Source organism: Litoribacter populi (assembly GCF_007483685.1).
GTDB classification, from domain to species: domain Bacteria; phylum Bacteroidota; class Bacteroidia; order Cytophagales; family Cyclobacteriaceae; genus Litoribacter; species Litoribacter populi.
Genome location: NZ_VMKN01000001.1, coordinates 2611933 through 2636464, shown reverse-complemented (window position 1 = coordinate 2636464; position 24532 = coordinate 2611933). Strand labels below are relative to the sequence as shown.

Sequence of the window (24532 nt, the reverse complement as noted above, 5' to 3'; positions counted from 1 at the left end):
AGGCATAATGGATTATAGGCTTGAGTTATTAGACAGTAAAACTTTTGAAAGGTTGGTGAATTCAATTTGCCAAGAACTATTAGGAATAGGAGTGGTTTCCTTTTCAGAAGGAAAGGATGGTGGCCGAGATGGTAAATTCGAAGGCGAAGCGAAAAATTTCCCATCAACGACTTCTTCCAATTGGAAAGGAAAATTTATCATTCAAGCCAAACATACCACTAACCCCATAGCATCTTGTGGAGATTCGGATTTTTCAAATCATATAATTTCCAAAGAAATCCCCAAATTAAAAAAGCTAAAGGAAAACGGGGAAGTAGAATGTTATTTGCTGTTTACAAATCGGAAATATCCTGCAATTACTGGAGAAAAGCTGACGCAGAAACTAGTTTATGAGACAGGCATTCAAAATGTGACGATTATTGGGAAGGAAACTCTAAATGATCATTACATCAATCCAAATAAAAAGCTAATTAGGTTATATAATCTCGATCTTTTTCACATACCGTTTGATTTTTCGGATGAGGAAATAAAAGATTTGATCTTGGGGTTTAAAGAACAGTTGTCAAACTTTCCAGAGGAGTTTGGCCAGAATCCAAACACCTTGAAGTATGATTTTGACCTGGTACAGATTAAAAAGAAAAACAAGAGAAATAATCTAGGGCGGGAATACTTCGAGGATAACATACAAGGAAGATCTTCAATGGATTTTGATAAGATCCAAAGATTTTTGGAGAATCCAATTAATGAAGAATATAAGGAGGTTTATTTTGACATTGCTGCAGAGATCAATGAAATGATTTCTCTAAAAAGGAGTAATTTTGGCTCCTTCGAAGAAATCCTTGTTTTTCTCTACAAGAAAATCTGTGATGGAGAAAGCACTTTAAGAGGTACCAAAAGACATGTGTCGACCTTGCTGCACTATATGTATGTAGAATGTTTAATAGGAAAAAGATGATCCGACCTGATAGACATACCAATTTAGATTACTCTGTGATCAACATCAGTTCCTTCATATTGGGAGAGTTAAGCACTTATTACACCGTTTCATACGATGAATTATTGGAGCGGGTTACCAAGGAAATCGGGGAAAATGCCAAGGAAAATTTTCCTTATGCTCTGAATTTCCTTTATTTATTGGGAAAAATTAAATACGAGAACAGTAAAGACGCCTTTTTATACAATGAAGCTTAGTAAGTTATACTGCAATAAAAATAATTTTAAGCATGTTAAGTTTAATTTGCAAGGGATCAGTGTGGTATATGCTGATGTTCTTTTAGGCGAAAATGAAGCTTCCACTACAAATAAGAAAAACTCCCATAGCTTAGGCAAAACTAAGCTTGCTGAATTAATTGATTTTTTATTTTTAAAGCAAATCAATCCAAAGCATAGTTTCCTCCTTAAGCCCGGAAGCTCAGGGTCTGATCCAATTTTTAAAGATTATGTCTTCTATCTGGAGCTTTACTTGAATTCTGGAGAATATCTGACCATAAGAAGAGCTGTAGATTCCGCTACTAAAATTGCTTTTGCTCTTCATGATCAGACTGTGGATGGATTTAACCCTCCGAAGACATGGGATTGCGAAAAAGTCCCATTTGAAAAGGCCAAAGTTAAATTAGCGGAATACCTGTCCCTTCACTTTTTTCAAGACAAAAAATATGACTTCCGAAAAGCAATTAATTATTGTCTGAGGCTCCAGGGAGATTATGAGGACGTATATAAACTTTCCAAATATGTGGGGGGATACGATAAAGACTGGAAACCTTTTATGTTTTCACTTCTAGGTTTTAATGGGAATCTACTTTCTGAAAAATATGATAATGACGCTAAACGAGAAGATATAAAAAAATACATTGAAAAATTAAAAAATGAATTTTCAGTAAAGATTGAAGATCGGGATGATCTAGTGGCTCAGATTCAGCAACTTGAATTAGAGGCCCAAAAATCAGAAAATGCAATCGATAGCTTTAATTTTTATGAGCAAGATAAAAACCTGATCAGTAAAGGGATTGACGAAGTTGAAGAAAGCATCAGTACCTTAAATTCCTCTTCGTATAGGTTAAATTTTGAAATTAATAAGCTCCAACAGTCCATAAAGAACAAGTTTGCTTTCAATTTGGATAAGGTAAATAAGGTGTTTGAAGAATCCGAATTGTATTTTCCAGACCAATTGAAAAATGACTATGAAGCTCTTATGGACTTCAATAAGTCACTGACCAAAGAGAGGAACAAATTGTTGAAAGAAGCCTTAGAAAAGAAAGAGTCGGAACTTCAAAAAATAAACGAAAGACTAGCTGATTTGAATAAAGAAAAGGAATCTTTACTCTCCCATTTAAGAGATACCGATTCTTTTAGGAGATTTAAACTTTACCAAAAGGATTTAGTCCAAGTTCAAGGCCAACTGTATGCTATAAGGGAAAAGCTAGGCATTATCGATAAAATTTTCACTCTAGAAACCGAAAGGGAAACCCTTGCCCGTGAAATAGAAGGAACAGTATGGCAGCTCAAGGAGGTGTATAAGCATACAGAAGAGAACCAAAAGTATTCATTGATCCGTACCCTATTTGCCCAATTTTATAAACAGGTGATGGATGAGGAAGTACGAATTTCTTGGTCAATTAATTCAAATAACAATGTAGATTTTGTGCCACCGAAAATACAGGCTAAGGGTGGGGTGAAAAAAGACACCTCCAAAGATGATGGTAGGACCTACAAAAAAATTCTTTGTGTGGCCTTTGATCTAGCTGTTTTATGTGCCTATAATAAAGAATCCTATTTCCGTTTTGTATACCATGATGATGTTTTGTCACAGCAGGATAACGGTATAAAAAATAGACTTATTAAATTAGTAAGGGAGCTTACTGGCCAATATGATTTCCAGTACATCTTATCAGCAATTAAATCTGATCTACCGGTTGATGAAAATGAGCAACCAATTTATTTCCCAAAACAGGAAACTGTTTTATTATTGGATAAAGAAAGTAAAGGTCCTCTGTTTGGGTTTGAGTTTTAGTTTCTGGTAAATAACCGTAGGACTTGATGCCAAGGATTGAGGTGTAGGTTTTTACTGAGAAACTAAGTATATGGAAAAGGTATTGAAAGCTTTGATTTTTGTGACGGTAGGGGCTTTAGTTCTTTACCTTATGGTTATTCAAGATTGGTTGGGGGCTTTTAGTTTTTTAATTTTCCTTCCTTTGGCCTTTCTTTCTATTGGTGCAGTGGCTTTATTTCTAATGCTAATCGTGACTGGGATTAAAGAGGTCAAATTGCCTGATTTCAAATTACTTTCCATATTATTTATTTCAGGAGGTTTGTTTCTTGGGATTTATGGATTTCGTAATGGTCTTTTTTGGAATAAATCTCTGGAAGCGGCATTTATTGATGAAAGAAGCCGAATGGATCTGATGTTGTTTGAGAATGGTAACTATATCATTTTTGCTAACTGGTTTCTTGGGGAAGAAAGGTTTGAGGGCAAATATGAAATTAGAGGAGATACATTGGTTTTTAAAAAATCACCTGTTACTGATAATGATTTTATAAATACTGAGTCAATCATTGATTATAATGCTGGTAAGATCTACTTTAAGAAAGGGAAGGATGGGGAATATGATACCACTTATTATTATTTCCAAATTAATTTTAGATAGAGAAAACATCATTGATCTAGTAGAACTGAATGGTTTGAGTTATACTAACCCATTCATAACAACCGATTTCAACTATGGGATCCATGAGGTTGGTTTCTGAATTCAGTCAGGCATCGGTCATCTGAAATCCTCTCATCCGATATCGGACATCAGTCACCCAGACTTCCGACATCTCACAAAATACCCCAATCACGGTATTTTTTAATTGTAATTAATTCCTTAATCTTGGAGGAAGTAAGGAAAACTCGATCAAGCAGGTAATGCCACAGTCTATCAGACGAATTATGAAATCCTCGAACTGTTCTTGACCGAATGAATGGAAAAGTCCCTTGCTCTATTCATGCCTGATAAACATTAACTCTTTGTGAGGCTTATCCCTTCTAATCTGGGTAGATAAGCCTCATAGGACTTATGGAGATATAAGTGTTGTGCACAATTAAAAAAAACATGAAACCAGAAGAAGTATTCACACCCCGATCCCACTCAATAAATCAGTATTCCTATGTTGAGAGGAAATTGCACTTAAAAAGTCTAGAAGAAGGTTTCAAAGGTTCCAAGCATATTTTTTTGCACGGAGATAGCGGTACGGGAAAGTCATGGTTATACAAGGATTTTTTAAAAAAGAATGATATAAGGCACCTTACCGTAAACCTCACTAACGCTTCTAGATTGGGCTCTTTAAATCAAGAATTTGAGAATACTGTTAATAGAGAGTTGAAAAAACAGAAAACAGGTTATTCTATTACTAATGAGGGTGCATTACATACAGAAGGTGGACTCAGTGGTTGGTGGACTGGAGTTGTTCTCAAGGCAAAGACAATTCTTAAACGAAATAAACAAACCAGTTATAAAACTCTAGCAAAAGAACCATTTGAAGCTTGTCTAGAATATCTAAGGAAAAAATCAAAGAAAAAACGTGCCGTTTTAGTATTTGAAAACTTCGAATCTATCCTGAGAAAGGAGGAGCTACTAGAAGAATTAGGAAATATCATATTACTCCTGGATGACGAACGCTACGGACAGTATAACATTAAAATCCTTATTGTAGGAACTCCTTCAGATATCATGTATTTCTTTTCTAACTATCCTGCCAACGGGCCACTCTCCAATAGAGTTGAAGAACTTACAGAAGTATCAAGGATGACCGAAGATGAGACTGAGAAATTGTTTGATCATGGCTTCCAATCCTTAAAATACCAAGTTGAGAACAGAGATCAGATAATATCCCACCTTAAATGGGTCACCGATAGAATTCCTCAAAGAGTTCAAGAGTATTGTTTAATTCTTGCTCGTAAGGGAGAATCAGATAAAAAATTAGATGCTAACGACTTGACCTCTTGCGACCAAAAATGGATTAATGAATCATTGAGTCAAACATACACAGCTATTGAAAATGTTATGAATTCTAGGGAAACCTCCATAGGTAGGCGCAATCAAACCTTGTACTGTCTAAGTCTCTTGGAAAAAAATGAAATTCGACTTAATGAAATTGAAGAGTTAATTCGAAGTGAATTCCCTACTAAAACGGAAGGTAAGGCTATAAACCCAAGCGCAATTTTAACTGAGATATCCAAGGCTGAAACGCCCATTATCAAAAGAAATCCAAAAGGAGACGCATACTACTTCACAGATCCAAAGTTTAGAATGTGTTTAAGGGCTACTCTTGTAAAGGAGGGAGAAAATATTTCTAAAAGAGAGATCAGTGAAATAAAATAACTGTGCACAACACGAGGCTATAAGCAAGCGGGCGGACAGTGAGTTACGAAATGTTTGGGCATTTTAGCTACATTTGTTCGGTCGGACAGGTTGGAGCATTTAAAGCCCGCCTGCTCATAGCCCGGGAACGCTAATTGAGAAATAACATAAGCCATACCTACCGGCAGCAGTTCAACCCATCCAGAAATTTGGTAGGAGGGGGGAGCCCATTGTCCAAGTTCACAAGGTCTATCTAATCCTCCTTTCTTCCTTTAGCCAATCAAAGATGATTTTATCCACCGGCGATACCTTTTCTTTGTCAGCATAACTGAGCCAGACTATTTCTTCAATTTCAGCTGCAGCTTGAAGCTTGCCTGTATAGTAGGCGGCATAACAGGTCATCTGGACCATGACGCCTTGAGGATGGCCATGTGCCTGAGCTTTAAAAGTACCTATATGATGCAGGCTGTCTTTAACCAATTGCACGCTCAGTTCTTCCTGTATCTCCCGGATGAGCGCCTCAGCATCACTTTCCCCGCTTTCCCTTTTTCCGCCTAGAATATAGTAAACCTCTTTGCCGGTGCTTCGGGTACTCAGGAGGCGTTGGTCTTGGATGTGGATCCATGCCAATTTATCAATTACTTTCATTCAGCTATAAATATATTGTCCACCACTAAATTCTCAAATTTAGAATCAATCTCACCATTCCGTTTAATTTTAATCAGAATAGCCAATGGTGGTCCGAGCCTATTTTTGAAAAGAATATTGATAATAGCCATTTCCAAATCCGGCACTAATTCTTCCTATTCTTGGTTCTTTTCACAGTGCCTAAAAGGATGAATTATGAGTAAACCCTATCACCAGCCTAAAATACAGGTGCCAAAATTCTGTGAGGAGAATGGCTTTTATACCACTAAGAAGCGGTCATACAATATGTCGCGGATTAAAGGCAGTGGTACCAAGCCGGAGAAAATGTTGAAAAAGGCTTTATGGGATGCGGGGGTAAGGTATAGGAGCAATAAAAGGAAGCTGCCTGGCAAACCGGATATAGCATTCATAAAATACAAACTGGTCGTTTTTGTGGATGGGAGTTTTTGGCATGGTCACGACTGGGAACACAGGCAACAAACTATCAAATCCAATAGGGATTTTTGGATTCTAAAGATCGAAAGAAACATGCAGCGGGATAGGGAAATCAATTCCTGGTACAAAGCAAAGGGATGGATGGTACTCCGCTTTTGGGATTTTGAAGTACAGAAGGACCTTGGGGTCTGCGTCAAAGAAATTGTAGATTTTATTATTCGTAAAAATAGCCTAATAAATTGATTTAAAGTGTTTTGTGTGTTATTTTTATGCTACGAAAAAATAGCATTCCAGAACAGTACTTTTTTGATATCCACTACTTAACACTTTACCCCATGGAACAAACCTCCCAACTCAAACCATACCGATTCTATATCGACCTACCCAAAGACATTTTGGTCGATGAGGTCAACAAACTTTCCAGAGAAGAGCTGATTGAATGGCTAAGCTGGAATGATCCCAATGGTATTTACCGGGATGAGGATTCTTTTGATGAACTTGGGAATGTAATGTCGTTAAAAGAGGGGAGGGAGATAATGATTAGGCAGATTTCCGAAGGGCAGGGAATTAAGGACTAAATAAATCCCCTTCGATTTCCCTTTGCTTTTGCGATACCTTAACAGGTCATGGGGTTCGTTGATTATAGGCCTGCAAGTTTTCACCTAATTTTAGGGGGAATGCTTTATTGGGCATAGTTGCTTTATTTATGGCAGTGTATCACGAAGATTGTGAAGGGAAAAGCTACATCTTTTTGTTTTCTATGGATTTTTGACTTTTGAAGAGTAATCTTAGATGATTGATCTTCTATAGGATTTTTCTAAGCCAAATAAGCATAAAAATACCCCAAACCAGGTATTTTTATTATCAGATTTATTTTTGAATTTTAATTTCTAATTTTTTATAATCTAAACTAACTAGGGAATCATGAAAATTTTCACAATTATTTTGGTTTTGGGTATTTTTATATCGAAAAGTTATGCCCAAGAGTCCAAACCTGATACACTTACTTTTCTAGAGTTTAAATCAAAAAAAATTAAGGTAGTTAGTTCAAAGTTTGATGAATCAACAGGTTTGTGGAAATTCGTTGGGTTTAAAAATGAGGAACCAGTAATTCATAATGTTCGTTTTTCACGTTTTAATGTTTACAATGATCAATACTTTTTAAAATTCCGTTATCCCAAAGTTTCTGTGTTGACAGTACCTTTAAAAGTACGACCCTCTTTAAGTTATCAACCTTTTCTTTCAGAGGAACCTGATGTCATGCCCTCAAATGCACAGTTTGGATTAACTAATGCCTATCTTGGATTGGGGGTAATAAATTGGGGAATGAATAGGTATTTTTCTTCTGGAAAAGTTTCTTCACATTATTTGTCTTTTGGAGGTTTAATGGGGTTTTCTGTTGAAAAGCTGACTGGGAATAATGTAAATGCTGATTTTCCTTATTCAGAATTGGATCAGTTGTTTGTTTCTACAGGTTTGCAATTAACTTATTCTTATAATGACATCAGTTTTATTTTTGTTCCTGCTGCCTGGGATTTTGCTGTAAACAGACCTGGAACAAATTACATCTATAATGGGACAAGATGGTGGGGCTTAGGCATAGGACTTTCCTTAAAAAGGATGGGAATGCCATATGGCAGAAACTAACGAACTGGAACCTATTCCTTGTTGTACCTATTGTAAATTAACTTAATCATCATCCCCGCCTAATAAATATCCTCCCCCTCCCTTTCACAAGGGAGGGGTTATGGTGGGCGGCTTCGGATAGTTAATAGGTGGGTGTACCAGTTTTGAGATCAACGTAATTTGCGAAGGCTTCATCCGGGTGGAAAATTAAACCGTCTTCAATTAAACCCTGGATATATAGCTTTACCTCATCTAAAGTTTTGATGGTTTTCATGTTCTTGTATTTTGTTTAAATGGTGACAATTAGTTTCTTATAATTTAAAAATTGACATTGAAGTATCCAAGTTAAAGTCACCTTGTAAATAGTGCGACAGCAAATGTCTCACTATGGTCAAAATAATCCCTTCCTCTTTCACCAATTTTTCTATCTTTGGAAATCCATTGATTATAATACTTCCCTTTACAGATGCCAAAATACTCTGACCTCAAGAAAAACTTGAAAATTGATGTGAAAAAGCCTGAGCAAACTGAGTTGGCTCACTTGACGCACTTTCTTCATACCATGGATAATGGGGCCGCTCACCATTTTGAGAAAGGAGCCAAGGCTTATGCTTCAACAGTTGATGAAGACTTGGGCCTTGTGGAAGAACCTTGGTATCAGGGATATCTTCCCATCAAGTGGGACGTCCCATTTCCTCCTCCTGAAAAGCCTACCTTTAAATTCATTGACCTTTTCGCGGGAATCGGAGGCTTTAGATTAGCATTTCAGAACTTGGGGGGAAAATGTGTTTTTACCAGCGAGTGGAACCATTACGCTCAAAAAACATACGAAGCGAATTTCGGAGAGGTGCCGTTCGGAGATATTACCAAAATAAATGAAAAGGAAATTCCTGACCACGAGATTTTGGTAGCCGGATTTCCTTGTCAGCCCTTTTCCATTGCCGGTGTATCCAAAAAGAATGCCTTAGGAAAGAAACATGGATTCTTGGATGAAACGCAGGGCACCTTGTTTTTTGATGTAGCCAGAATTTTGAAAGAGAAAAGACCTAAGGCCTTTCTATTAGAAAATGTGAAGAACCTGGTGTCCCATGACAAAGGTAAAACCTTTAAAGTGATTACCCATGCACTGAAGGAACTCGGGTACAATATACATTACCGTGTGTTGGATGGGAAATATTATGTACCACAGCATAGAGAGCGGATTGTTATAGTGGGCTTCAATAGAGATGTCTTCCAAGGAAATGAGGACTTCAGTTTTCCGGAGATGCCGGATAACCCTCCAATGGTAATGGAGGATATTTTGCACAAGGATGTACTGGAGAAATATACGCTTTCCGAAAAACTATGGGATTACCTTCAAAAATATGCTCAAAAGCATAAAGCCAAAGGGAATGGATTTGGATTTGGCTTGGTGAAGTTTGATGGAATTTCAAGGACTCTCAGCGCAAGATATTATAAAGATGGATCTGAAATACTCATTCCCCACGAAGGAAAAAATCCGAGAAGGCTTACACCTAAAGAATGTGCATTGCTTCAGGGGTTTCCAGAAAACTTTAAGATTCCTGTTTCTGATACACAAGCATACAAGCAATTTGGAAATTCAGTAGTAACCACTTTGATGCAGGATGTGGGGAAGCAAATCGTAAAAGTTTTAGACTCCCAATCTAAAAATGAATAATCCCCTTTCCAAATATATTGTAGCTGCAGGAGCGAAAAGACTTAGCCAAGTTGAGATTAATGAAAAGAAATCTAATCAACATGAATTAAATGGTGGGGGGTTTAGGCATATATTCGGATCTGAAAAAAGCATCTTCCAAACTAAGTTTCTTTATCTAGCTGACGAAGAAGATGAGCAGCTGGTGGAAGATGTTTCTATGACGTGGTATGATTCACGTAAGAATAAAAAAAACAGAAGTCCAGAATTTCGATTCTATTACACACCAAATTCGATAATTAAAAAAGCCCAAGAGTCTGATTTAATCATAATAGCTAAATCAACGGATGATACGCTTTTGGTGGTAGTATGCCCCAACGGCTCTACCCATGAAAGCCAGCTGTTATGGTTATTTGGTCTTGAAGAATCTGAGAAGAAGTTTGTAGTCAAAGAATTTAAAGATCAAAAGGGGGATCTGGGTTTTGCAGGAAAACTTATTATTTCCAACCTAGGACTCGAGGTAGAGGAAGAGGAACCTGATTATTTGGTGGAGATGTTGAAATTGTTTGGCCCCAAATTACCTACTACAGCTATTTTTTCCGAGTATGCACGAAAAACTTATAGAGATAAAGTATCCCCTTTAGAAGCGCCGGATGATACCTTAATGGCTTGGCTGGAATGGGAGGAGATTTTGTTCAAAACATTCGAAAGGTATCTGGTAGCCCAAAAATTAGGTGAAGGTTTTGGTAAGGATGGTCTTGATGTTGATGATTTTATCAAATTCTCCCTCAGTGTACAAAACCGGAGAAAATCCAGGGCGGGATATGCTTTTGAAAACCATTTGGCCGTCATTTTTGATGAGCATTGCGTGAAATATTCCAGGGGAGTCAAAACCGACCGAAATAACAAACCTGACTTCCTGTTTCCAGGAATAGAGGAGTATTTAGATGCCGGATTTTCATCTGAACTGCTCACCATGCTGGGATTAAAGACAACTGCAAAAGACAGGTGGAGGCAGGTATTACCTGAGGCAGACCGAATTGACAAAAAGCACCTCATTACCTTAGAGCCTGCCATCAGCAAGAATCAAACTGAGGAGATGAGGATAAAACTTGTACAGTTGGTTATTCCAAAGCCTATTTTATATACCTATTCAGATTCTCAGCAGAAGGAGATAATTTTAGTGGAGGAATTTTTGAAATTGGTGAAGGGGAAACAAATTTTATTGTGAAAACTTTCTGGGTTAATGAAAAGTAAAGACGCTACTGTGCTATATGATTAATTAGAGGTTCGTGAAAATATTAGAGATCGAAAAAAGAAATTTTACTTGTATTATTGCGAAGAACAAATGATTGTAAATTATCAAATGAGAGTAAAGAAGGCATTTAGGTTTATTGATTTGTTTGCGGGAATTGGAGGGTTTCATATTGCAATGCACGAAATTGGCGGCAAATGCGTGTTTGCGTCAGAAATTGATAAGTTTGCACGAAAGACATATGAACATAATTTTCAAAAATTGTCACCTGAAATTTTTGAAAATGGGAATTTTAATGAGGATATTACTGATCCAAATCTAGATTATTCTAAGATTCCGGATTTTGATGTGCTCTGTGCAGGATTCCCGTGTCAGCCGTTTTCTCATGCTGGTTTAAAGAAGGGGTTTGACGATACTAGAGGGACACTTTTCTTCAATATAAAAGAAATTGTAAGGGCAAAAATTGAAGCTAATAAGCATAATAATAGAGTTTCTATACCGAAAGTTCTTTTACTGGAAAATGTTAAGGGGTTTAGAAACCATGATAAAGGGAATACTTTTAAAGTCATTAAAAAAACTCTAAATGATTTGGGGTATGATGTAGCCGCTGAAGTATTAAACAGTAAAAATTTCTGTGTGCCACAAAATAGAGAAAGAATTTTTATAGTTGCTTGGCACAGAGAAAGTGTAAAAAAATCTGACTTCAAGTTTCCATTCGGATTAAATGACAAAGGAGAAGTAATCTTTGAAAAATCTCAAATAGAAGTAGAGGCGAAGAAAGTAGTAGTTGGAGAAATACTTTTGAATAGATCAGAATTAGAATGCTTTGAAAAAAGAGATAATAAAACTTATACTATTTCTGAAAAGCTTTGGAATGGTCATCAAAGGAGAAGGCTTGCTCATGCCCAAAAAGGTAATGGTTTCGGATATTCTTCTTTCAATTCTAATTCACCATATACTAGTACTATTTCAGCACGATATTATAAAGATGGGAGTGAAATTTTAATTGAGCAAAATGGAATTTTAGGAAGACCAGACAGGCCAAGAAAACTTCATCCAATTGAAGCAGCCAGGTTGCAAGGATATCCCATTGATAGTTGGTATGAAATTCCAGTGTCAGATAATCAGGCATATAAACAATTTGGCAATAGTGTCTCAATCCCTGTTGTTAAATCAATAGCATTAGAAATAATAAAACAATTACTATAGTATGAGTAGCAAACTAATAGATTTTTCAAAATATGAGACGACAAACTCAAAATTTACTGCAGAACTAGCTGAGAATGGAGGCCACATAAACTTTAGTAACTCTGGAAAAGGTGGGAATAAAAAATTCTTCACTTTAAGTTTAGAATCATATTTAAATTGTCTAATTGATATTAAATCAAATTTAAATGAGTTTAGAGGCCACGAAGATTATCTTGAAGGAAAATGGAGAGATTTAGGCAGTGCTCATTATAGTGATAAACCAGCAAATGCCCAATGTACAGTCCAGACCAAACCTATGTTCTCGACTTTGAGCAAGATAATAATGTGGGCAAATTCCCCTATATTAGATCATAATGATCCAGAATCACACATTCCTTTGGATGAAAAGTATATTGACAATGCTATAACCAAATTGAAATATACAATTTCTCTTTTTACTCCAAAGTCAAGAAGCATTCCTAAACTTGAAAATACTGTTTTTTCTTTTAAATCGATACGGGAATTCGCTTTTTCAGTTTTTAATCACTTCTATGGAAATGATTGGGAATTTGTAATTGACCTTTCAGAGGAGAAAGATTCGAAAATTAATGGAATTGATTTTAAGTTGTTGAATTTTAGTTTATTCAAACGTTTACTTGGTGGCTTTAAATCTAAACAAACAAAAGACACATTGACCTCGTCAAATACCCTTAGGTATTTTGAGGAGGAAGTCCTAATTAAATATGGAAATCATTATTATTTCACAACACAATGGGTGGGAAATCAAGAGGGAGATTTGTCGTTTTCTAACTTAAAGAAATATTTTGAAAAAGAGTTTCCGGAATATTTACTTAAGTATACTCAAGGGGTTTATTCCTTAATTAAGTTGGATCGATTACAATTTGAGATATTTGATAAAACTCATTTTGAAGTTAAGCTTAAAGAAGCTGGTTTATCATTTGATCCGTTACTTCTAACTAGGTTTATATCTTCTATTATCTCTAAACCTTTTGTAATACTTACAGGGCTTTCAGGTTCAGGCAAAACAAAATTATCCCAAGCCTTTGTTCAATGGATTTGTCAGGATGAAAGTCAGTATTGTATTATTCCAGTAGGGGCCGACTGGACGAACCGTGAGCCATTATTTGGATATCCAAATGCACTTAAACCTGAGGAATATGTAAAGCCAGATAGTGGAGTATTGGACTTGATTATTCAAGCGGGTCATCATCCTAATTTGCCACATTTTCTGATCTTGGATGAAATGAACCTAAGCCACGTTGAGCGATATTTTGCTGATTTTTTGAGTGCTATGGAATCCAAAGCGGCAATTCCGCTTTATCCAGAAGGTACAGTTAATAATGGTGTTCCTGCAAAATTGGTGATACCTAGAAATCTTTTTATAATTGGAACGGTAAACATTGACGAAACCACCAATATGTTCAGTCCCAAAGTATTAGATAGGGCCAATACAATTGAATTCCGGGTAACTAAGGATGAAATGAAAGGTTTTTTAAGTAATATGAAGCTCATAAACATGGAAGTCCTTAATGGAATGGGGGCAGGAATGGCAAAAAGCTTTCTTGAATTGACTTCAGACAAATCAATTTCTGTTGCAGGTGTAGATGAAATAAACGAAGTGCTATTACAGTTTTTTGAAGAGTTGAAAAAAACTGGTGCAGAATTCGGGTACCGAAGTGCAACAGAGATTCTTAGGTTGATAAATCATCTTGGTGTATTGGATGAGAGACTTTTAATCCATGAAAAAATCGACATTGCCATCATGCAAAAGTTGTTGCCTAAGCTGCATGGTTCAAGAAGAAAACTTTGTCCTATACTAGAAACACTTGGTTCATTCTGCATGTCGGGTGAAGTCAAAATCATAAAAGATGTTTATGAAAATGCAGACTTTGATTTCAAAGGGTCAAACGTTCTTTATCCGATATCACTCGAAAAAATTGCACGTATGTACCGCGGGGCAATAGATAATGGGTTTGCAAGTTTTGCTGAAGCATAAAGAATGAAATCAATATCACACATAGAAATCAACCTTGACAGAGTTCAAGAAGGTTTGCGGCTTTGGATAGATGCCCGCAGACCGGATTCTTTGTTTGATGCGGAAGAAAGCGCCACTGAAAATAATGAAGCCCGTTTTCAGTTGGTTGAAGGATGTTATTATGATTTTCAAATCAGTAATCCTGAATTTGTTTTGGGTGATGTTGGGGAAAACATCATACAACAACATAGGCGGACAACAAATTTGGGAACCATTGCACCAAACATTTTTGTAGGTACGCTTTTAATCCCATTAATTGAAAAAGAAACATCCAAGGAATGTAGCAAAGTTCAACTTGAGGTTCAATCTATAAAATCAGGGTATCGTGATGATTATCGTGATATGCTGGAACTCATTACTGAAAAATCTACCGACCTGCTTTTGCAGGCAAATTCACCTGTTTCCCACCATTTTGATATAGACTACACCAAGGACAGCCAAACCCTTTATCAGAAATTTGCTTTCATCAAATCGATAATTGGTTCTGATGAGTTTATCGAAGCAATTCACCGAATTGTTACGACACCCGTAACCAAATGGACCGAAACAACGGAAGAAAAAGATATCAGGAATGCTAGGCGATTTTCCAATGCCAATATACGAGAACTACTGAAGGGTGGAAAACGTACCAAATTGCCGGAGTCCAATTTTTTGAGAAACTATGGCATTGAAACTTTGCCCGAGCGAATTACCACCAACAGAAAGACAGATTCAGTTGATACTCCGGAAAACCGTTTTATTAAACATGCCCTTGAAAACTTTCTGAAATTCTGCACGGATATAAATAATAAGGCATTAGAGTTCAGCCATAAAAAAATGGAAAACGAATCAGAAAATATGATTCGTGAACTGGAAAGTCAGCTACATCATACTGTTTTCAAAGATATTTCTAGACCAACAACATTGAAGCTTAACAGCCCGGTCTTACAGCGTAAAGAAGGTTACCGTGAAGTTTTGAGGGTATGGCTCATGTTTGACCTTGCTGCCAAATTAATCTGGAGTGGAGGTGACGATATCTACAGCGGTGGTAAAAAAGATATTGCCACTCTTTATGAATACTGGCTTTTTTTTAAACTGCTCGACCTGTTTCAATCTATCTTTGATATTGAGCCCAAAGACATTGAAAATTTAATTAAAGAAACACCTGATGGCTTAAACCTTCAATTAAAGCAAGGCAAGTTTACGGCACTACGTGGTGTTTATGATTCAGGAAACAGAAAACTAAATATTCGCTTCAACTACAATCGTTCATTTAGCGGTAAGAAAAAATACCCTCACTCAGGAAGCTGGACAACAACATTACGACCGGACTATACCCTTTCTTTTTGGCCTTTTGGAATTTCGGAACAGGAAGCTGAAAAGCAGGAACTAATTGTTCATGTTCATTTCGATGCAAAATACAAAATAGCGAACCTGACCGATTTCCTAGAACAGAACACAGATAACGACCTTGACGAACAAAAAGCAGAAAACAGAAAAGGCATTTACAAAAATGCGGACCTGCTTAAGATGCACGCCTACAAAGATGCGATAAGAAGAACAGGAGGTGCTTATGTTTTATACCCCGGTGACAAATCCATCAACCAAAAAGGGTTTCACGAAATTATTCCGGGTCTTGGAGCTTTTCCTGTAAAACCATCAAAAACCGACAGCGGAATTGGAGAATTAAAAGCATTTATTCTTGAAATAATTGAGCACTTCATAAACCGTGCTTCACAGCGGGAGAAAATTGCTTATAGAACATTCGACATCTATAAAAATCCGCCTGAATCTGACAATGTGGTCAAAGAACCATTGCCTGAACCATACAATGCTAACAGAGACTTAATACCGGACGACACTTTTGCTTTGGTGGGATATTATAACTCACAGGAACAATACAACTGGATTCAACGAACCGGACTTTACAATTTCAGAATGGGTTCAGGGGCGGGTTCACTCATACTAGACAAGGAAACAGTAAGTTCAAAATACTTATTGCTCCATACTTCAGGTGACACAGAGTCCGGTGACTTATGGAAGATTGTAAGCAGAGGCCCTAAAGTATATTCAAAGGACGACTTAATAAAAAAGGGCTATCCATCCCCTTCCCAGGACAATTATCTCGTAATTCAAATAGAGCTAGTAACAGACTCGGAATTTGAAAATGTAAGCTGGAATTTCAGAGAACTTGCAAACTATTCGACAGGTAGAGCTTCAGCATTTCCATTTACGACATGTCTGACAGAACTGATGAAAAATAAAATCAGATAAAATGCCAACGCATCACAGCCACACCCACATTGCCAAGCCGCACAAGCCAAAGCTCAAACCAATGTTTGGCAAAGAGTGTGTCTGCCCAGCCACACGACTGACCGACAAACAAACGAGCAAAAAGACGCACTAGGCGGTAACAGGCGTTTGGCTCGAAGGCGGGTTCAGTGGTTATTGAACATTCTACTTCGCAGGAATCCAGAAAGCTTTCGGGATGGGGTATTGACAGTTTGGGTGCCGAAATCCGCCACTGCGCCAAGGACCGAAACGTTAGCGACACAAAACCCCCATCACCAATACCCTGGGTATTTTGGAGGCTCAGTACAGTATTCTCCCAGAATGTCATCTTCCAGGCCAGTAGTAGGATCGATCCAGTCTGCTTTGGCTCTGATCCATTCTACTTCATGAGTTTCTTTTCCTAATGTTTCCAGATGGTCAGCGTATTTGCGGAGTGTTTCGGCTTTTTCCAACCTATTGGCGTCTTCTAATATCCTTTCAAGTTTTTTGAATTCCGCTGACTTGGTATGGTATTGCTCAATTTTTATTTTCCTTTCCTTTTCCTGCTGAATTCGGCGTTTCTCGGCTTCAATTTTCCATTGCTTTCTTTCAGCCGCAAAAGTTTCAAGTTTTGCGAATATTGCTGGAAAGTTAGATTCAATTGGGGATTTGCTGTTATCCCATTCCCGTTTCGGGGAAGTGTCTATTCTAAAACTCAATATTCCAGAAGGAATTTTATTGTGATATGTGTAATTGGACCCCGGTGATTTTTCTATTATCCTTTTTTGCCTTTCCCTTATATCAATGGCTATTTCAATTTCATCAATAACAATTACTGTTGATTCTTTCTCTACCTTTACAAGATGTCCGCGGGCCTCTGCCAGCCATATGAATGAGTTGAAAACTCTTAATGCTTGAGAAATTAAGGACTGAGATGAAACGGAAATATCCAGAAACTCGCTTGAGTCATTCCTAATATAGCCTTCATAATTGGTTTTATTTCCTATCAAATGATCTTTAGCAGCTATAACTAAATGGTGGGGCGTAGTGAGTTTTGTGGTCGGCTCAAGATAAATTTTATACCCTTTGGAAATTTCATGTTTAATTTTGATCCGCTCATCTTCAGTTGGGTCACAAGGCACACCATTATCATCTTTGATATAAAGTATTATGGGCGATTGGTCCGTGTCTTTTGGTAATGGTATTTGCTTTACCTTTTTTCCGTGACGTTTCAAGCATTTTTTCCTGAGACCAACATCAGAAATTTTAAATTCTTTTGCCAGCTGGGTCAGCGGGTTAGCCCAGACTTTTTGGTACAATTCCTCCCGGGTTATTGTTATTTCTTCCATGATATTAAAATAAAGAAAAATAATCATTTGAGCAGTGGTTTTCCAGGAGAGATTCTGGCGGTGTACCCGAATAATATTGGGACTTCTTAAAAAGTAAATAAAAGACGGAAATAATACCTTTTAAGGCTTCACAATGAAAATTCCATCTATAACATGGACGTTCCAACTTTTATCCATAATGCCAAATTTGGAAAGGTAAAAATCAACATGTTGTCAAACACCCAGAAGGCTGGGCAGTGAAAGGGGCTGGCAATTCAAAAGCCACTAAAGTAACATCTACCCAAAAGGAAGCCATTACTGCTGCAAGGGTAATTTCAAAAAATCAAAGCTCAGAGCTATTGATTCACGGAAAGAATGGGAGAATTCGTGAAAAGAATTCACACGGGAATGATCCTAGAAATATTAAAGGGTAAAGAATGAAGCTAACTTTGAATAAAGAACAGAAGTCGCAGTTTAGGGAAATCCTAGAATGCTTAGGGGAGTCACTTGATATTTCGCGGACTCAATTTGAAGCTGCAGTATCAAGTTATAATGCTGTTGGAAATCACCTTTCAGAAATCAATTCGAATTTGCACCCCTATTTCCCCACCATTTTACCCCAAGGATCTTTCTTGTTGGGTACAATGATTCAGCCCATTAATCCAGATGATGATCTTGATATCGATCTTGTGTGCCAATTAACTGGGAAAAAGGAGGAGTGGACTCAATTTGACCTAAAAAAGGAGGTCGGTGATCAACTAAAAAAGAAAAAAGTATACGCTGAGCTTTTGGCTCAACCCGATGGAAGAAGGTGTTGGACACTTAAGTATAGGGAGAGTTCAGAAAATTACAAAAATAAGTATCACATGGATATACTTCCTGCTATAGTGGATCATGGTTATCATATTTTATTAGAGAAGGCTTATTCCTCCAATGAACCTATTGATAAATTGGCTATTAGAATTACTGACAAGAAACGCGGGGATTATAAATCGGAAACCTCCCATTTGAATTGGCTGAAATGTAATCCATTCGGGTATGGGAAATGGTTTTTTGATAGGGCAAGTATTACTGTAAGTGGTGTTAAATTATTTTCTGAGTCTGTTAAACCCGTGCCCCAATATCAAGACGAAAAATTACCTCTTCAAAGAATTGTTCAAATACTGAAAAGGCATCGTGATATGCTTTTTAATGGTGATGATGATAAACCAATATCCATCATTATCACTACTTTGGCTGCGAGGGCTTATAATAAAGAAGTAGATGTTTTAGAAGGTTTGGTGAATGTAGTGGCGAGAATGGAACAGTATATCCAGGTAAGATTTTCAATTGAGCATGGGAAATTAATCAAATGGGTAGAAAACCCTGTAAATTCTGCTGAAAATTTTGCTGACAAATGGCATGAAACACCGCGGAAAGAAAAGAATTTTTTCCTGTGGTTATCAAAAGTTAAATCGGATTTAGCAGCACTTCAAGAATCTTCTAATTCCGGGCTATATTCTCTGCAAAAGTCGTTTTCATTATCGTTTGGGCAAAGTGTGGTAAATGAAGCTTTTACCCAATATGGTAATAAAATGAGAAGCAAAAGGGATTCAGGACTTTTGAAGATGGAGAAATCTACCGGGATTTTAGGAGGAATAGGGATGTCAGTAAAACAACATAATTTCGAAGGTAACCTTGGTAAAGAATAAATATATAAAAAAGCCACATAAAGCTATAAAGAATGGTTTTTCTGCTAGTTTTCAGCTTAAAAAAATAAAGGAAAGTTTCCCTAATCTAATCAAAGAAAAGGTTAAGGGAAACTCCTTTTCCATATCACTGAAAATTCAACCAACTCCATTCAGTAAATCTTACAATATTCGAATTCAGTATGATAAGTTCCTTGGGGTAAAAGTCTATGTAATTGGGGAAGATTTGGAAATTGCGGAAAATAGGTCTAAGCTTCCTCATGTCTATTCTCACGAGAAGCAAGAGTTATGCTTATACTCGCCCGGCAAAAATGAATGGACAAGAGAGAAGTTAATAGTTGCCACAATTATCCCGTGGGCTTCCGAATGGCTGTTTTTTTATGAGCTATGGCTGACAAATGGAGAATGGCTAGGTGGTGGACATGATGAATATTCAAATGAACAGATAAAATGAGTGTTATTAATAGAGTAAGAAAGGGTATCCCAGGAAAAGTGGCAAGACAGCTTTGGGTAAAATCAGGAGGAAGATGCCAGTATTATAACTGCAATGTAAATTTGCTTGAAGACTCTTTGACAAAGAAGAGTCTTAACAAAGCATATATCTCACATATTGTTGGGGCGAGTCCAAAAGGCCCTCGAGGCTCAGAGATTTTATCACCAAAACTAGAGATTGAGTTTGATAATTTAATGTTACTATGTGACGAGTGTCATAACAGGATTGATGAGTCTGATGTGGAAAATCACTCGGTTTCGATCCTTAAAGAAATGAAGGAGGCCCACGAAAAACGAATTGAAATTGTTACCGGACTGACGTTGGAAAACCGTACGAATGTTGTGACCTATACTGCAAATATTGGAAACCAATCTGCCTCTATTCCATTTAAGAAAGCTACAGAGGCTATTTTGCCAATATTTTACCCGAATAATAATCGGCCTGTTGAATTGTCCTTACATCAAAGGAGTTTTTACGATAATGAAGAGTTATTCTGGGACACAGAAGAAACAAGTTTGACAAGACAATTTAACAGTAAAATTAAACCATTAATTGAAACGGAGGCTGTTCAGCATTATTCAATTTTTGCTTTAGCTCCTCAGCCATTGCTTATTAAATTAGGCACTTTATTAAGTGAGTTGACATCTGTTGAAGTGTATCAGCCTCAGAGAGAGCCCGACACTTGGAAGTGGGCGGTAGGAGATGGAATGACCAATTATTACTTAGACAAATCTTCAGAAAAGGGTAGGGTTGTAGCTTTAAAAGTGGAACTTAGCGCAAATATTACAGATGACCGAGTAATTGAGGCTATTGGGGATGTTCCAATCTGGTCAATTAAAATTGAATCACCTGATGTAGAGTTTTTAAGAGAAAGGGAACAATTGATTGCATTTAAAAGAATTGTCAGGAAAATGTTCAATGAGGTAAAAGCTTTAAATGGTCAGGATGTTGAATTACATGTTTTTCCTGCAATGCCAGCTTCTGCAGCTGTTGAATTTGGCAGAGTCTGGAATAGTAAAGCAGATTCGAATTTAATTGTTTATGATCAGAATTGGTTAAAGGGTGGATTTATGAAGACTTTGGAAATAAGTGGTACTAAGGCCTTTGTTTAAATTTACCGTCTCCAGTAAGGGGACGGTAGATCCACCTCTACAAGGTTCGATTGTAAAAAAAGCCCCTGATCTCTGGGAGGTATAATTATTTCTTACAGGATGTAATAGCCCAAGATTGGCTAATAAAAGCCTATTTTAAGTTTTTAATTATTTCTTTGTTAATAACTTCAGAAATTAGGTTTGGTTCTATCCCTACTAAAATCGAGATTTTATGAATCTCCTCAAAGGTAAATTGTTCGGGGTGGTACAATTTCTCAATGTATCGCGCATGGTTCAATTGGAGGAGTTTAGCCATTTTTGTGGGGGATAATTTTTCTATATCCTTCATTATTCTAACTTTCCCACTCTCAAACAAAGCTCCAATTGACTGTAATTGGTCCTCCATTTCAATTTCAGAAATCTTCTTTTTTGCCATTCCACCCTGGTTTATATCAAAGGTGTGGTAGTATGTCTGTAACAGAAAGAATAATTTACAAATTATCAGTAAAAATATTTGATTTATAAGTTTTTATTTCTAAATTTGATGCAATACAGAGATTTAAAGGTGTTGAGTCCTATATTCACTGTGATTTATTAATTTTGCAGAACTTCAAATAGAAGGACTGCTCAACGAGCCTCGCTGCTAAATCTGGTAAATTTTCCACGCGAGCGTAAGTGAGTCGTCCCGATTCCCTATATTTATTATTAGGGCGGGCGCTCCTTATGTTAATGTGTGGAGCCATTTCGAAAGAAATGGTGGCTTTACCAGAGCCATGCTGCATTAATAGAGGAGTTGCTGCCCTATACTTTTAAGCAAGCAACCTTCCAAGAGGCTCATATATCATTATTATGAGCACCAAAAGCCAAACATATTCTTTCTTAGTAATAAAACTGCCAGGGACCCTGCCAGAGCAGGAGGGAAGGATTGTGGATTTTTGCTGCCTACCTATCAAATTCATCACACATCTGCGCTACGATCCATGGGGATACCCCGTATGCTGCTGCCTCGTCCCCGTTATCTATCAAAACCTAAGAATAACATTCAAGCAATTGCAGAGAAATCTGATTAAAAGCCCGGATTGAGGCGAAGCAAAGCTGCGCAGTTAAGGTTTCACGGTCAGAGTTAACAGTTAACAGTTAACCGTTAATCCCCAATGTTTTCCCACCAATAACCATGGCGCCTGGGAGGGGGAAGGGTAAGGGTTCACAGTTCACAGTTAACGGTTCACGCTTTTGAACATTGAACATTGAACCTTGAACCCAAATGGTACACCCCTGCGGTGTTGTAGAAGTTCACAGTTCACGGTTGCGAACCCTGAACAACTGAACAGTTTACCCTTAATCATTAACCATTAACTATTATTTCCATAATGAAAAAAAGAATGCACCAATTCTTAATGGCACTGCTATGGCTTTTTATGCCGGATGCCCGATGTCGGAAGTCCGATGTAAGTACCGTCAGTGCCGGCACAGCAGGTCGCAAGACCGGGAGATCCCGTCCTGGGATAGTGATGGAAGAGTTGTACAACAATAAGTACGTTAGCACGACCATGAGCCAGCAGCAGTGTATTCTGCTGATCCAGGCAGTTAGCCGGATCCTCAGGGATGAGGCGGAAAAACAGGATCTGATCTTTAGCTTGGAGGTGAAGCCCAAGAAAATTGAATGACAAGCTGAGACTTGACATTAACCAAAATAAAAATATCAGCCCCCAGATTAAGGTAAATGGTTTATTCGATACTCTCCTCATAAGGTTTATCGGTGGGGGCTGTACTTCCTTATATTTCTTAAATACACGTAGTATGAAAAAAGCTTGTTTTTTCTTCCTGGCACTGCTATGCCAATATTCAATTGATGCGTTAGGAAATCCTCATTCTCCAAAGGAATCTGACATGACATCCTTTACTATGGCTCCCAAAATGGGAGATTACGACACTGATTCTAGTAGCGGAGCTCCTGTGATAGTCTATTTGGAATTATCTTCTTTCCCTTTAATACAGGACACTTTAGTTTTAGAGTCAATGCCATATTTTTTGTCACGAAACACTCACAATTTCAAGCAGAAGTCCTATACCCAAATTGGAACGCCTAAATCTTTTTTCTATGGAGTATCTCCCACAATGGACCAGGTATTTCAATTTGAAACGGAACCATATTTCCGACCAGGTTATATCAGTCTCAAAAATAGCGCAGGATATATATTAAAAGATTTTGTGGTGCTTCCTGGAGACAGCATTATGGTAAGGGTGGATAAGACCAAAACTCTAGTCTCTTTTGCCGGCCCTTCCGCCAAATCCTTCCAATGTCAATATGAAATGGCATCTGCAAAGGAATCCAATTCTTTTAGCAAACCCACAAGGTTTATTACTAAGTCCAAGGAAGATTTTCTGGAATTAGATGATTACCGGAGTCATTATTTGGCCGCTCGGTCCTCTTTTGGTGGATACCTCGATATTATTGAAGAAGGAGAGGAGCAAGTTTCCAGATTTATAGAAGACGTCCAAATGCATTGGACAGATGACCCCCAATGGGAGCGTCTCAAGCAATATAAGGGTAGTCTGAATGAAGATTTATTTGAGATCCTAAAAGGTGAAATCATTGGCAGCTTTTACACTAAACTCATCAAAACATTCAATAGGGATCTCTACGCAAAATTCTACCCTGATAAAGAAAGTCAGGCTTACCAATCACTGATGGCTGCCTATAGCGATCATATATCAGCCCTATCGTTAAATGAAATTTCTGATAAGGCTGGTGCTATCTCGATTAATTATTTAGAGTTTCTTGGAGAATGGATATATGCAAAGGCAATAGTAGAAAGACTTTCAATGACAGCTGCTGTCAATGCCGTTTTTGAGGGCGAATTGAAGGAGAAATTACTTTCGCAATATTTGGCGAATCATTTCAATTTCATTGCCAACAAGGAAAGGTATATGGAAAAGGCAAATCCTGAAATAAATTCTGTCCCATGGAGGTTTGTATTTGATCAGTACTATCTAAAGCAACAGGCAGGAGCTTTGGTTGAGAATTTCGCTTTTCTAGACAAATCAGGTAGGCATTGGAGCAAGGAAGACTTTGCGGATAAGTATGTAATCTTTTATTTCTGGTTTTATGGCTGTGGTGCGAGTGCCAATTTTTATGAATATCAAATCAGCCGGCTCCAAGATCTTTTAGGAGATGCACCTGAGGTTCGGATAGTGAGTGTTTCTGTAGACAGAACAATGGAGCTTTGGGATTTAGGTCTTGCCTCTGGAAAGTATACTGATAAATCCTTGCTCAATCTCCATATCCCCCAGTCTGAAGTATCCTGGCTCGAGAACTATAATATCAAATCATTTCCACACCTGCTAATAATGGATAAACGGGGACAATATATAGGGTGGGAGCCAGATGAAAAAAATGCAGATGGTCTATGGAAAAAATTAGAAAACCTCAGATGAGAGGAATTGAAAAGCAAATTAACACCAATCCCAAATTTATAAA

Annotated in this window: 23 protein-coding genes; 19 read left to right on the top strand and 4 right to left on the bottom strand. The window is 37.4% G+C overall.

Going from position 1 to position 24532, the window contains the following annotated elements:
- Window positions 1-7: 7 nt before the first annotated feature.
- The 5 genes from FPL27_RS11400 to FPL27_RS11380 all read left to right on the top strand — a co-directional run bounded on the left by FPL27_RS11400 (window position 8) and on the right by FPL27_RS11380 (window position 5360).
- On the top strand, window positions 8-955 hold the full coding sequence (locus tag FPL27_RS11400) for an ABC-three component system protein (RefSeq protein ID WP_143961213.1): 948 nt from the start codon (window positions 8-10) through the stop codon (window positions 953-955).
- Window positions 952-1191, top strand: a complete 240-nt coding sequence (locus FPL27_RS11395) for an ABC-three component system middle component 8 (RefSeq protein WP_143961212.1) — start codon at window positions 952-954, stop codon at window positions 1189-1191. The genes FPL27_RS11400 and FPL27_RS11395 overlap by 4 nt, the downstream gene beginning before the upstream one ends.
- Window positions 1181-3010, top strand: a complete 1830-nt coding sequence (locus tag FPL27_RS11390) for a DUF2326 domain-containing protein (protein WP_143961211.1) — start codon at window positions 1181-1183, stop codon at window positions 3008-3010. The genes FPL27_RS11395 and FPL27_RS11390 overlap by 11 nt, the downstream gene beginning before the upstream one ends.
- A gap of 70 nt (window positions 3011-3080) precedes the next feature.
- Entirely contained in the window at window positions 3081-3644 is a 564-nt protein-coding gene (locus FPL27_RS11385) for a hypothetical protein (protein ID WP_143961210.1), read from the top strand.
- 447 nt (window positions 3645-4091) lie between these two features.
- Entirely contained in the window at window positions 4092-5360 is a 1269-nt protein-coding gene (locus FPL27_RS11380) for an AAA family ATPase (RefSeq protein WP_143961209.1), read from the top strand.
- A 228-nt stretch (window positions 5361-5588) separates the two neighbouring features.
- Here the strand turns inward: FPL27_RS11380 and FPL27_RS11375 are convergent, their stop codons facing one another.
- Window positions 5589-5987 (bottom strand): NUDIX hydrolase, encoded by a 399-nt coding sequence (locus tag FPL27_RS11375; RefSeq protein WP_143961208.1) that lies wholly within the window; start codon window positions 5985-5987, stop codon window positions 5589-5591.
- A gap of 195 nt (window positions 5988-6182) precedes the next feature.
- On the opposite strand from FPL27_RS11375, the gene FPL27_RS11370 reads away from it, so the two are divergent.
- The 3 genes from FPL27_RS11370 (at window position 6183) to FPL27_RS11360 (ending at window position 8069) form a co-directional block, all read left to right on the top strand.
- Window positions 6183-6665 (top strand): very short patch repair endonuclease, encoded by a 483-nt coding sequence (locus tag FPL27_RS11370; RefSeq protein ID WP_143961207.1) that lies wholly within the window; start codon window positions 6183-6185, stop codon window positions 6663-6665.
- Between the two features lie 92 nt (window positions 6666-6757).
- On the top strand, window positions 6758-7000 hold the full coding sequence (locus tag FPL27_RS11365; RefSeq protein ID WP_143961206.1) for a hypothetical protein: 243 nt from the start codon (window positions 6758-6760) through the stop codon (window positions 6998-7000).
- A gap of 346 nt (window positions 7001-7346) precedes the next feature.
- Window positions 7347-8069: a hypothetical protein gene (locus tag FPL27_RS11360; RefSeq protein WP_143961205.1), complete on the top strand. Its 723-nt coding sequence runs from the start codon at window positions 7347-7349 to the stop codon at window positions 8067-8069.
- Window positions 8070-8190: 121 nt separating this feature from the next.
- On the opposite strand, the gene FPL27_RS20150 is transcribed toward FPL27_RS11360, so the two are convergent.
- Window positions 8191-8322 carry a hypothetical protein gene (locus FPL27_RS20150; protein WP_262712082.1) on the bottom strand — a complete coding sequence of 44 codons (132 nt, stop codon included), beginning with the start codon at window positions 8320-8322 and terminating at the stop codon, window positions 8191-8193.
- A 192-nt stretch (window positions 8323-8514) separates the two neighbouring features.
- Here FPL27_RS20150 and dcm (FPL27_RS11355) point away from each other — a divergent pair, with 192 nt between their 5' ends.
- The 5 genes from dcm (FPL27_RS11355) to FPL27_RS11335 all read left to right on the top strand — a co-directional run bounded on the left by dcm (FPL27_RS11355) (window position 8515) and on the right by FPL27_RS11335 (window position 16454).
- A complete protein-coding gene (gene dcm, locus FPL27_RS11355; protein ID WP_143961204.1) occupies window positions 8515-9726 on the top strand; it encodes a DNA (cytosine-5-)-methyltransferase in 1212 nt (403 codons plus the stop codon).
- A complete protein-coding gene (locus FPL27_RS11350) occupies window positions 9719-10933 on the top strand; it encodes a type II restriction endonuclease (protein WP_143961203.1) in 1215 nt (404 codons plus the stop codon). The genes dcm (FPL27_RS11355) and FPL27_RS11350 overlap by 8 nt, the downstream gene beginning before the upstream one ends.
- A gap of 135 nt (window positions 10934-11068) precedes the next feature.
- Entirely contained in the window at window positions 11069-12166 is a 1098-nt protein-coding gene (gene dcm / locus FPL27_RS11345) for a DNA (cytosine-5-)-methyltransferase (protein ID WP_143961202.1), read from the top strand.
- A 1-nt stretch (window position 12167) separates the two neighbouring features.
- Window positions 12168-14162: a hypothetical protein gene (locus tag FPL27_RS11340; RefSeq protein ID WP_143961201.1), complete on the top strand. Its 1995-nt coding sequence runs from the start codon at window positions 12168-12170 to the stop codon at window positions 14160-14162.
- Window positions 14163-14165: 3 nt separating this feature from the next.
- Complete coding sequence (locus tag FPL27_RS11335; RefSeq protein WP_143961200.1) at window positions 14166-16454, top strand: DUF2357 domain-containing protein; 2289 nt, start codon at window positions 14166-14168, stop codon at window positions 16452-16454.
- Window positions 16455-16744: 290 nt separating this feature from the next.
- On the opposite strand, the gene FPL27_RS11330 is transcribed toward FPL27_RS11335, so the two are convergent.
- Entirely contained in the window at window positions 16745-17827 is a 1083-nt protein-coding gene (locus tag FPL27_RS11330; RefSeq protein WP_143961199.1) for a hypothetical protein, read from the bottom strand.
- Window positions 17828-17985: 158 nt separating this feature from the next.
- Between FPL27_RS11330 and FPL27_RS11325 the strand changes: the two genes are divergently transcribed.
- Genes FPL27_RS11325 through FPL27_RS11310 form a run of 4 tightly spaced genes read left to right on the top strand, consistent with a single transcriptional unit; the run spans window position 17986 to window position 21072 of the window.
- Complete coding sequence (locus FPL27_RS11325) at window positions 17986-18213, top strand: DUF2188 domain-containing protein (RefSeq protein ID WP_143962145.1); 228 nt, start codon at window positions 17986-17988, stop codon at window positions 18211-18213.
- A 3-nt stretch (window positions 18214-18216) separates the two neighbouring features.
- The gene (locus FPL27_RS11320) at window positions 18217-19470 is read left to right on the top strand and encodes a nucleotidyltransferase domain-containing protein (protein WP_143961198.1); all 1254 of its coding nucleotides are present in this window, start codon (window positions 18217-18219) and stop codon (window positions 19468-19470) included.
- Window positions 19457-19921: a hypothetical protein gene (locus FPL27_RS11315; RefSeq protein WP_221936598.1), complete on the top strand. Its 465-nt coding sequence runs from the start codon at window positions 19457-19459 to the stop codon at window positions 19919-19921. The genes FPL27_RS11320 and FPL27_RS11315 overlap by 14 nt, the downstream gene beginning before the upstream one ends.
- A complete protein-coding gene (locus FPL27_RS11310; RefSeq protein ID WP_143961197.1) occupies window positions 19918-21072 on the top strand; it encodes an SAVED domain-containing protein in 1155 nt (384 codons plus the stop codon). Before FPL27_RS11315 ends, FPL27_RS11310 begins: the two co-directional genes overlap by 4 nt.
- Before the next feature lie 130 nt (window positions 21073-21202).
- Here FPL27_RS11310 and FPL27_RS11305 read toward each other — a convergent pair whose 3' ends face one another.
- Entirely contained in the window at window positions 21203-21487 is a 285-nt protein-coding gene (locus FPL27_RS11305) for a hypothetical protein (protein ID WP_143961196.1), read from the bottom strand.
- Window positions 21488-22433: 946 nt separating this feature from the next.
- Here FPL27_RS11305 and FPL27_RS11300 point away from each other — a divergent pair.
- Window positions 22434-22718 (top strand): hypothetical protein, encoded by a 285-nt coding sequence (locus FPL27_RS11300; RefSeq protein ID WP_143961195.1) that lies wholly within the window; start codon window positions 22434-22436, stop codon window positions 22716-22718.
- A 133-nt stretch (window positions 22719-22851) separates the two neighbouring features.
- On the top strand, window positions 22852-24489 hold the full coding sequence (locus FPL27_RS11295) for a TlpA family protein disulfide reductase (protein WP_143961194.1): 1638 nt from the start codon (window positions 22852-22854) through the stop codon (window positions 24487-24489).
- Window positions 24490-24532 lie beyond the last annotated feature (43 nt).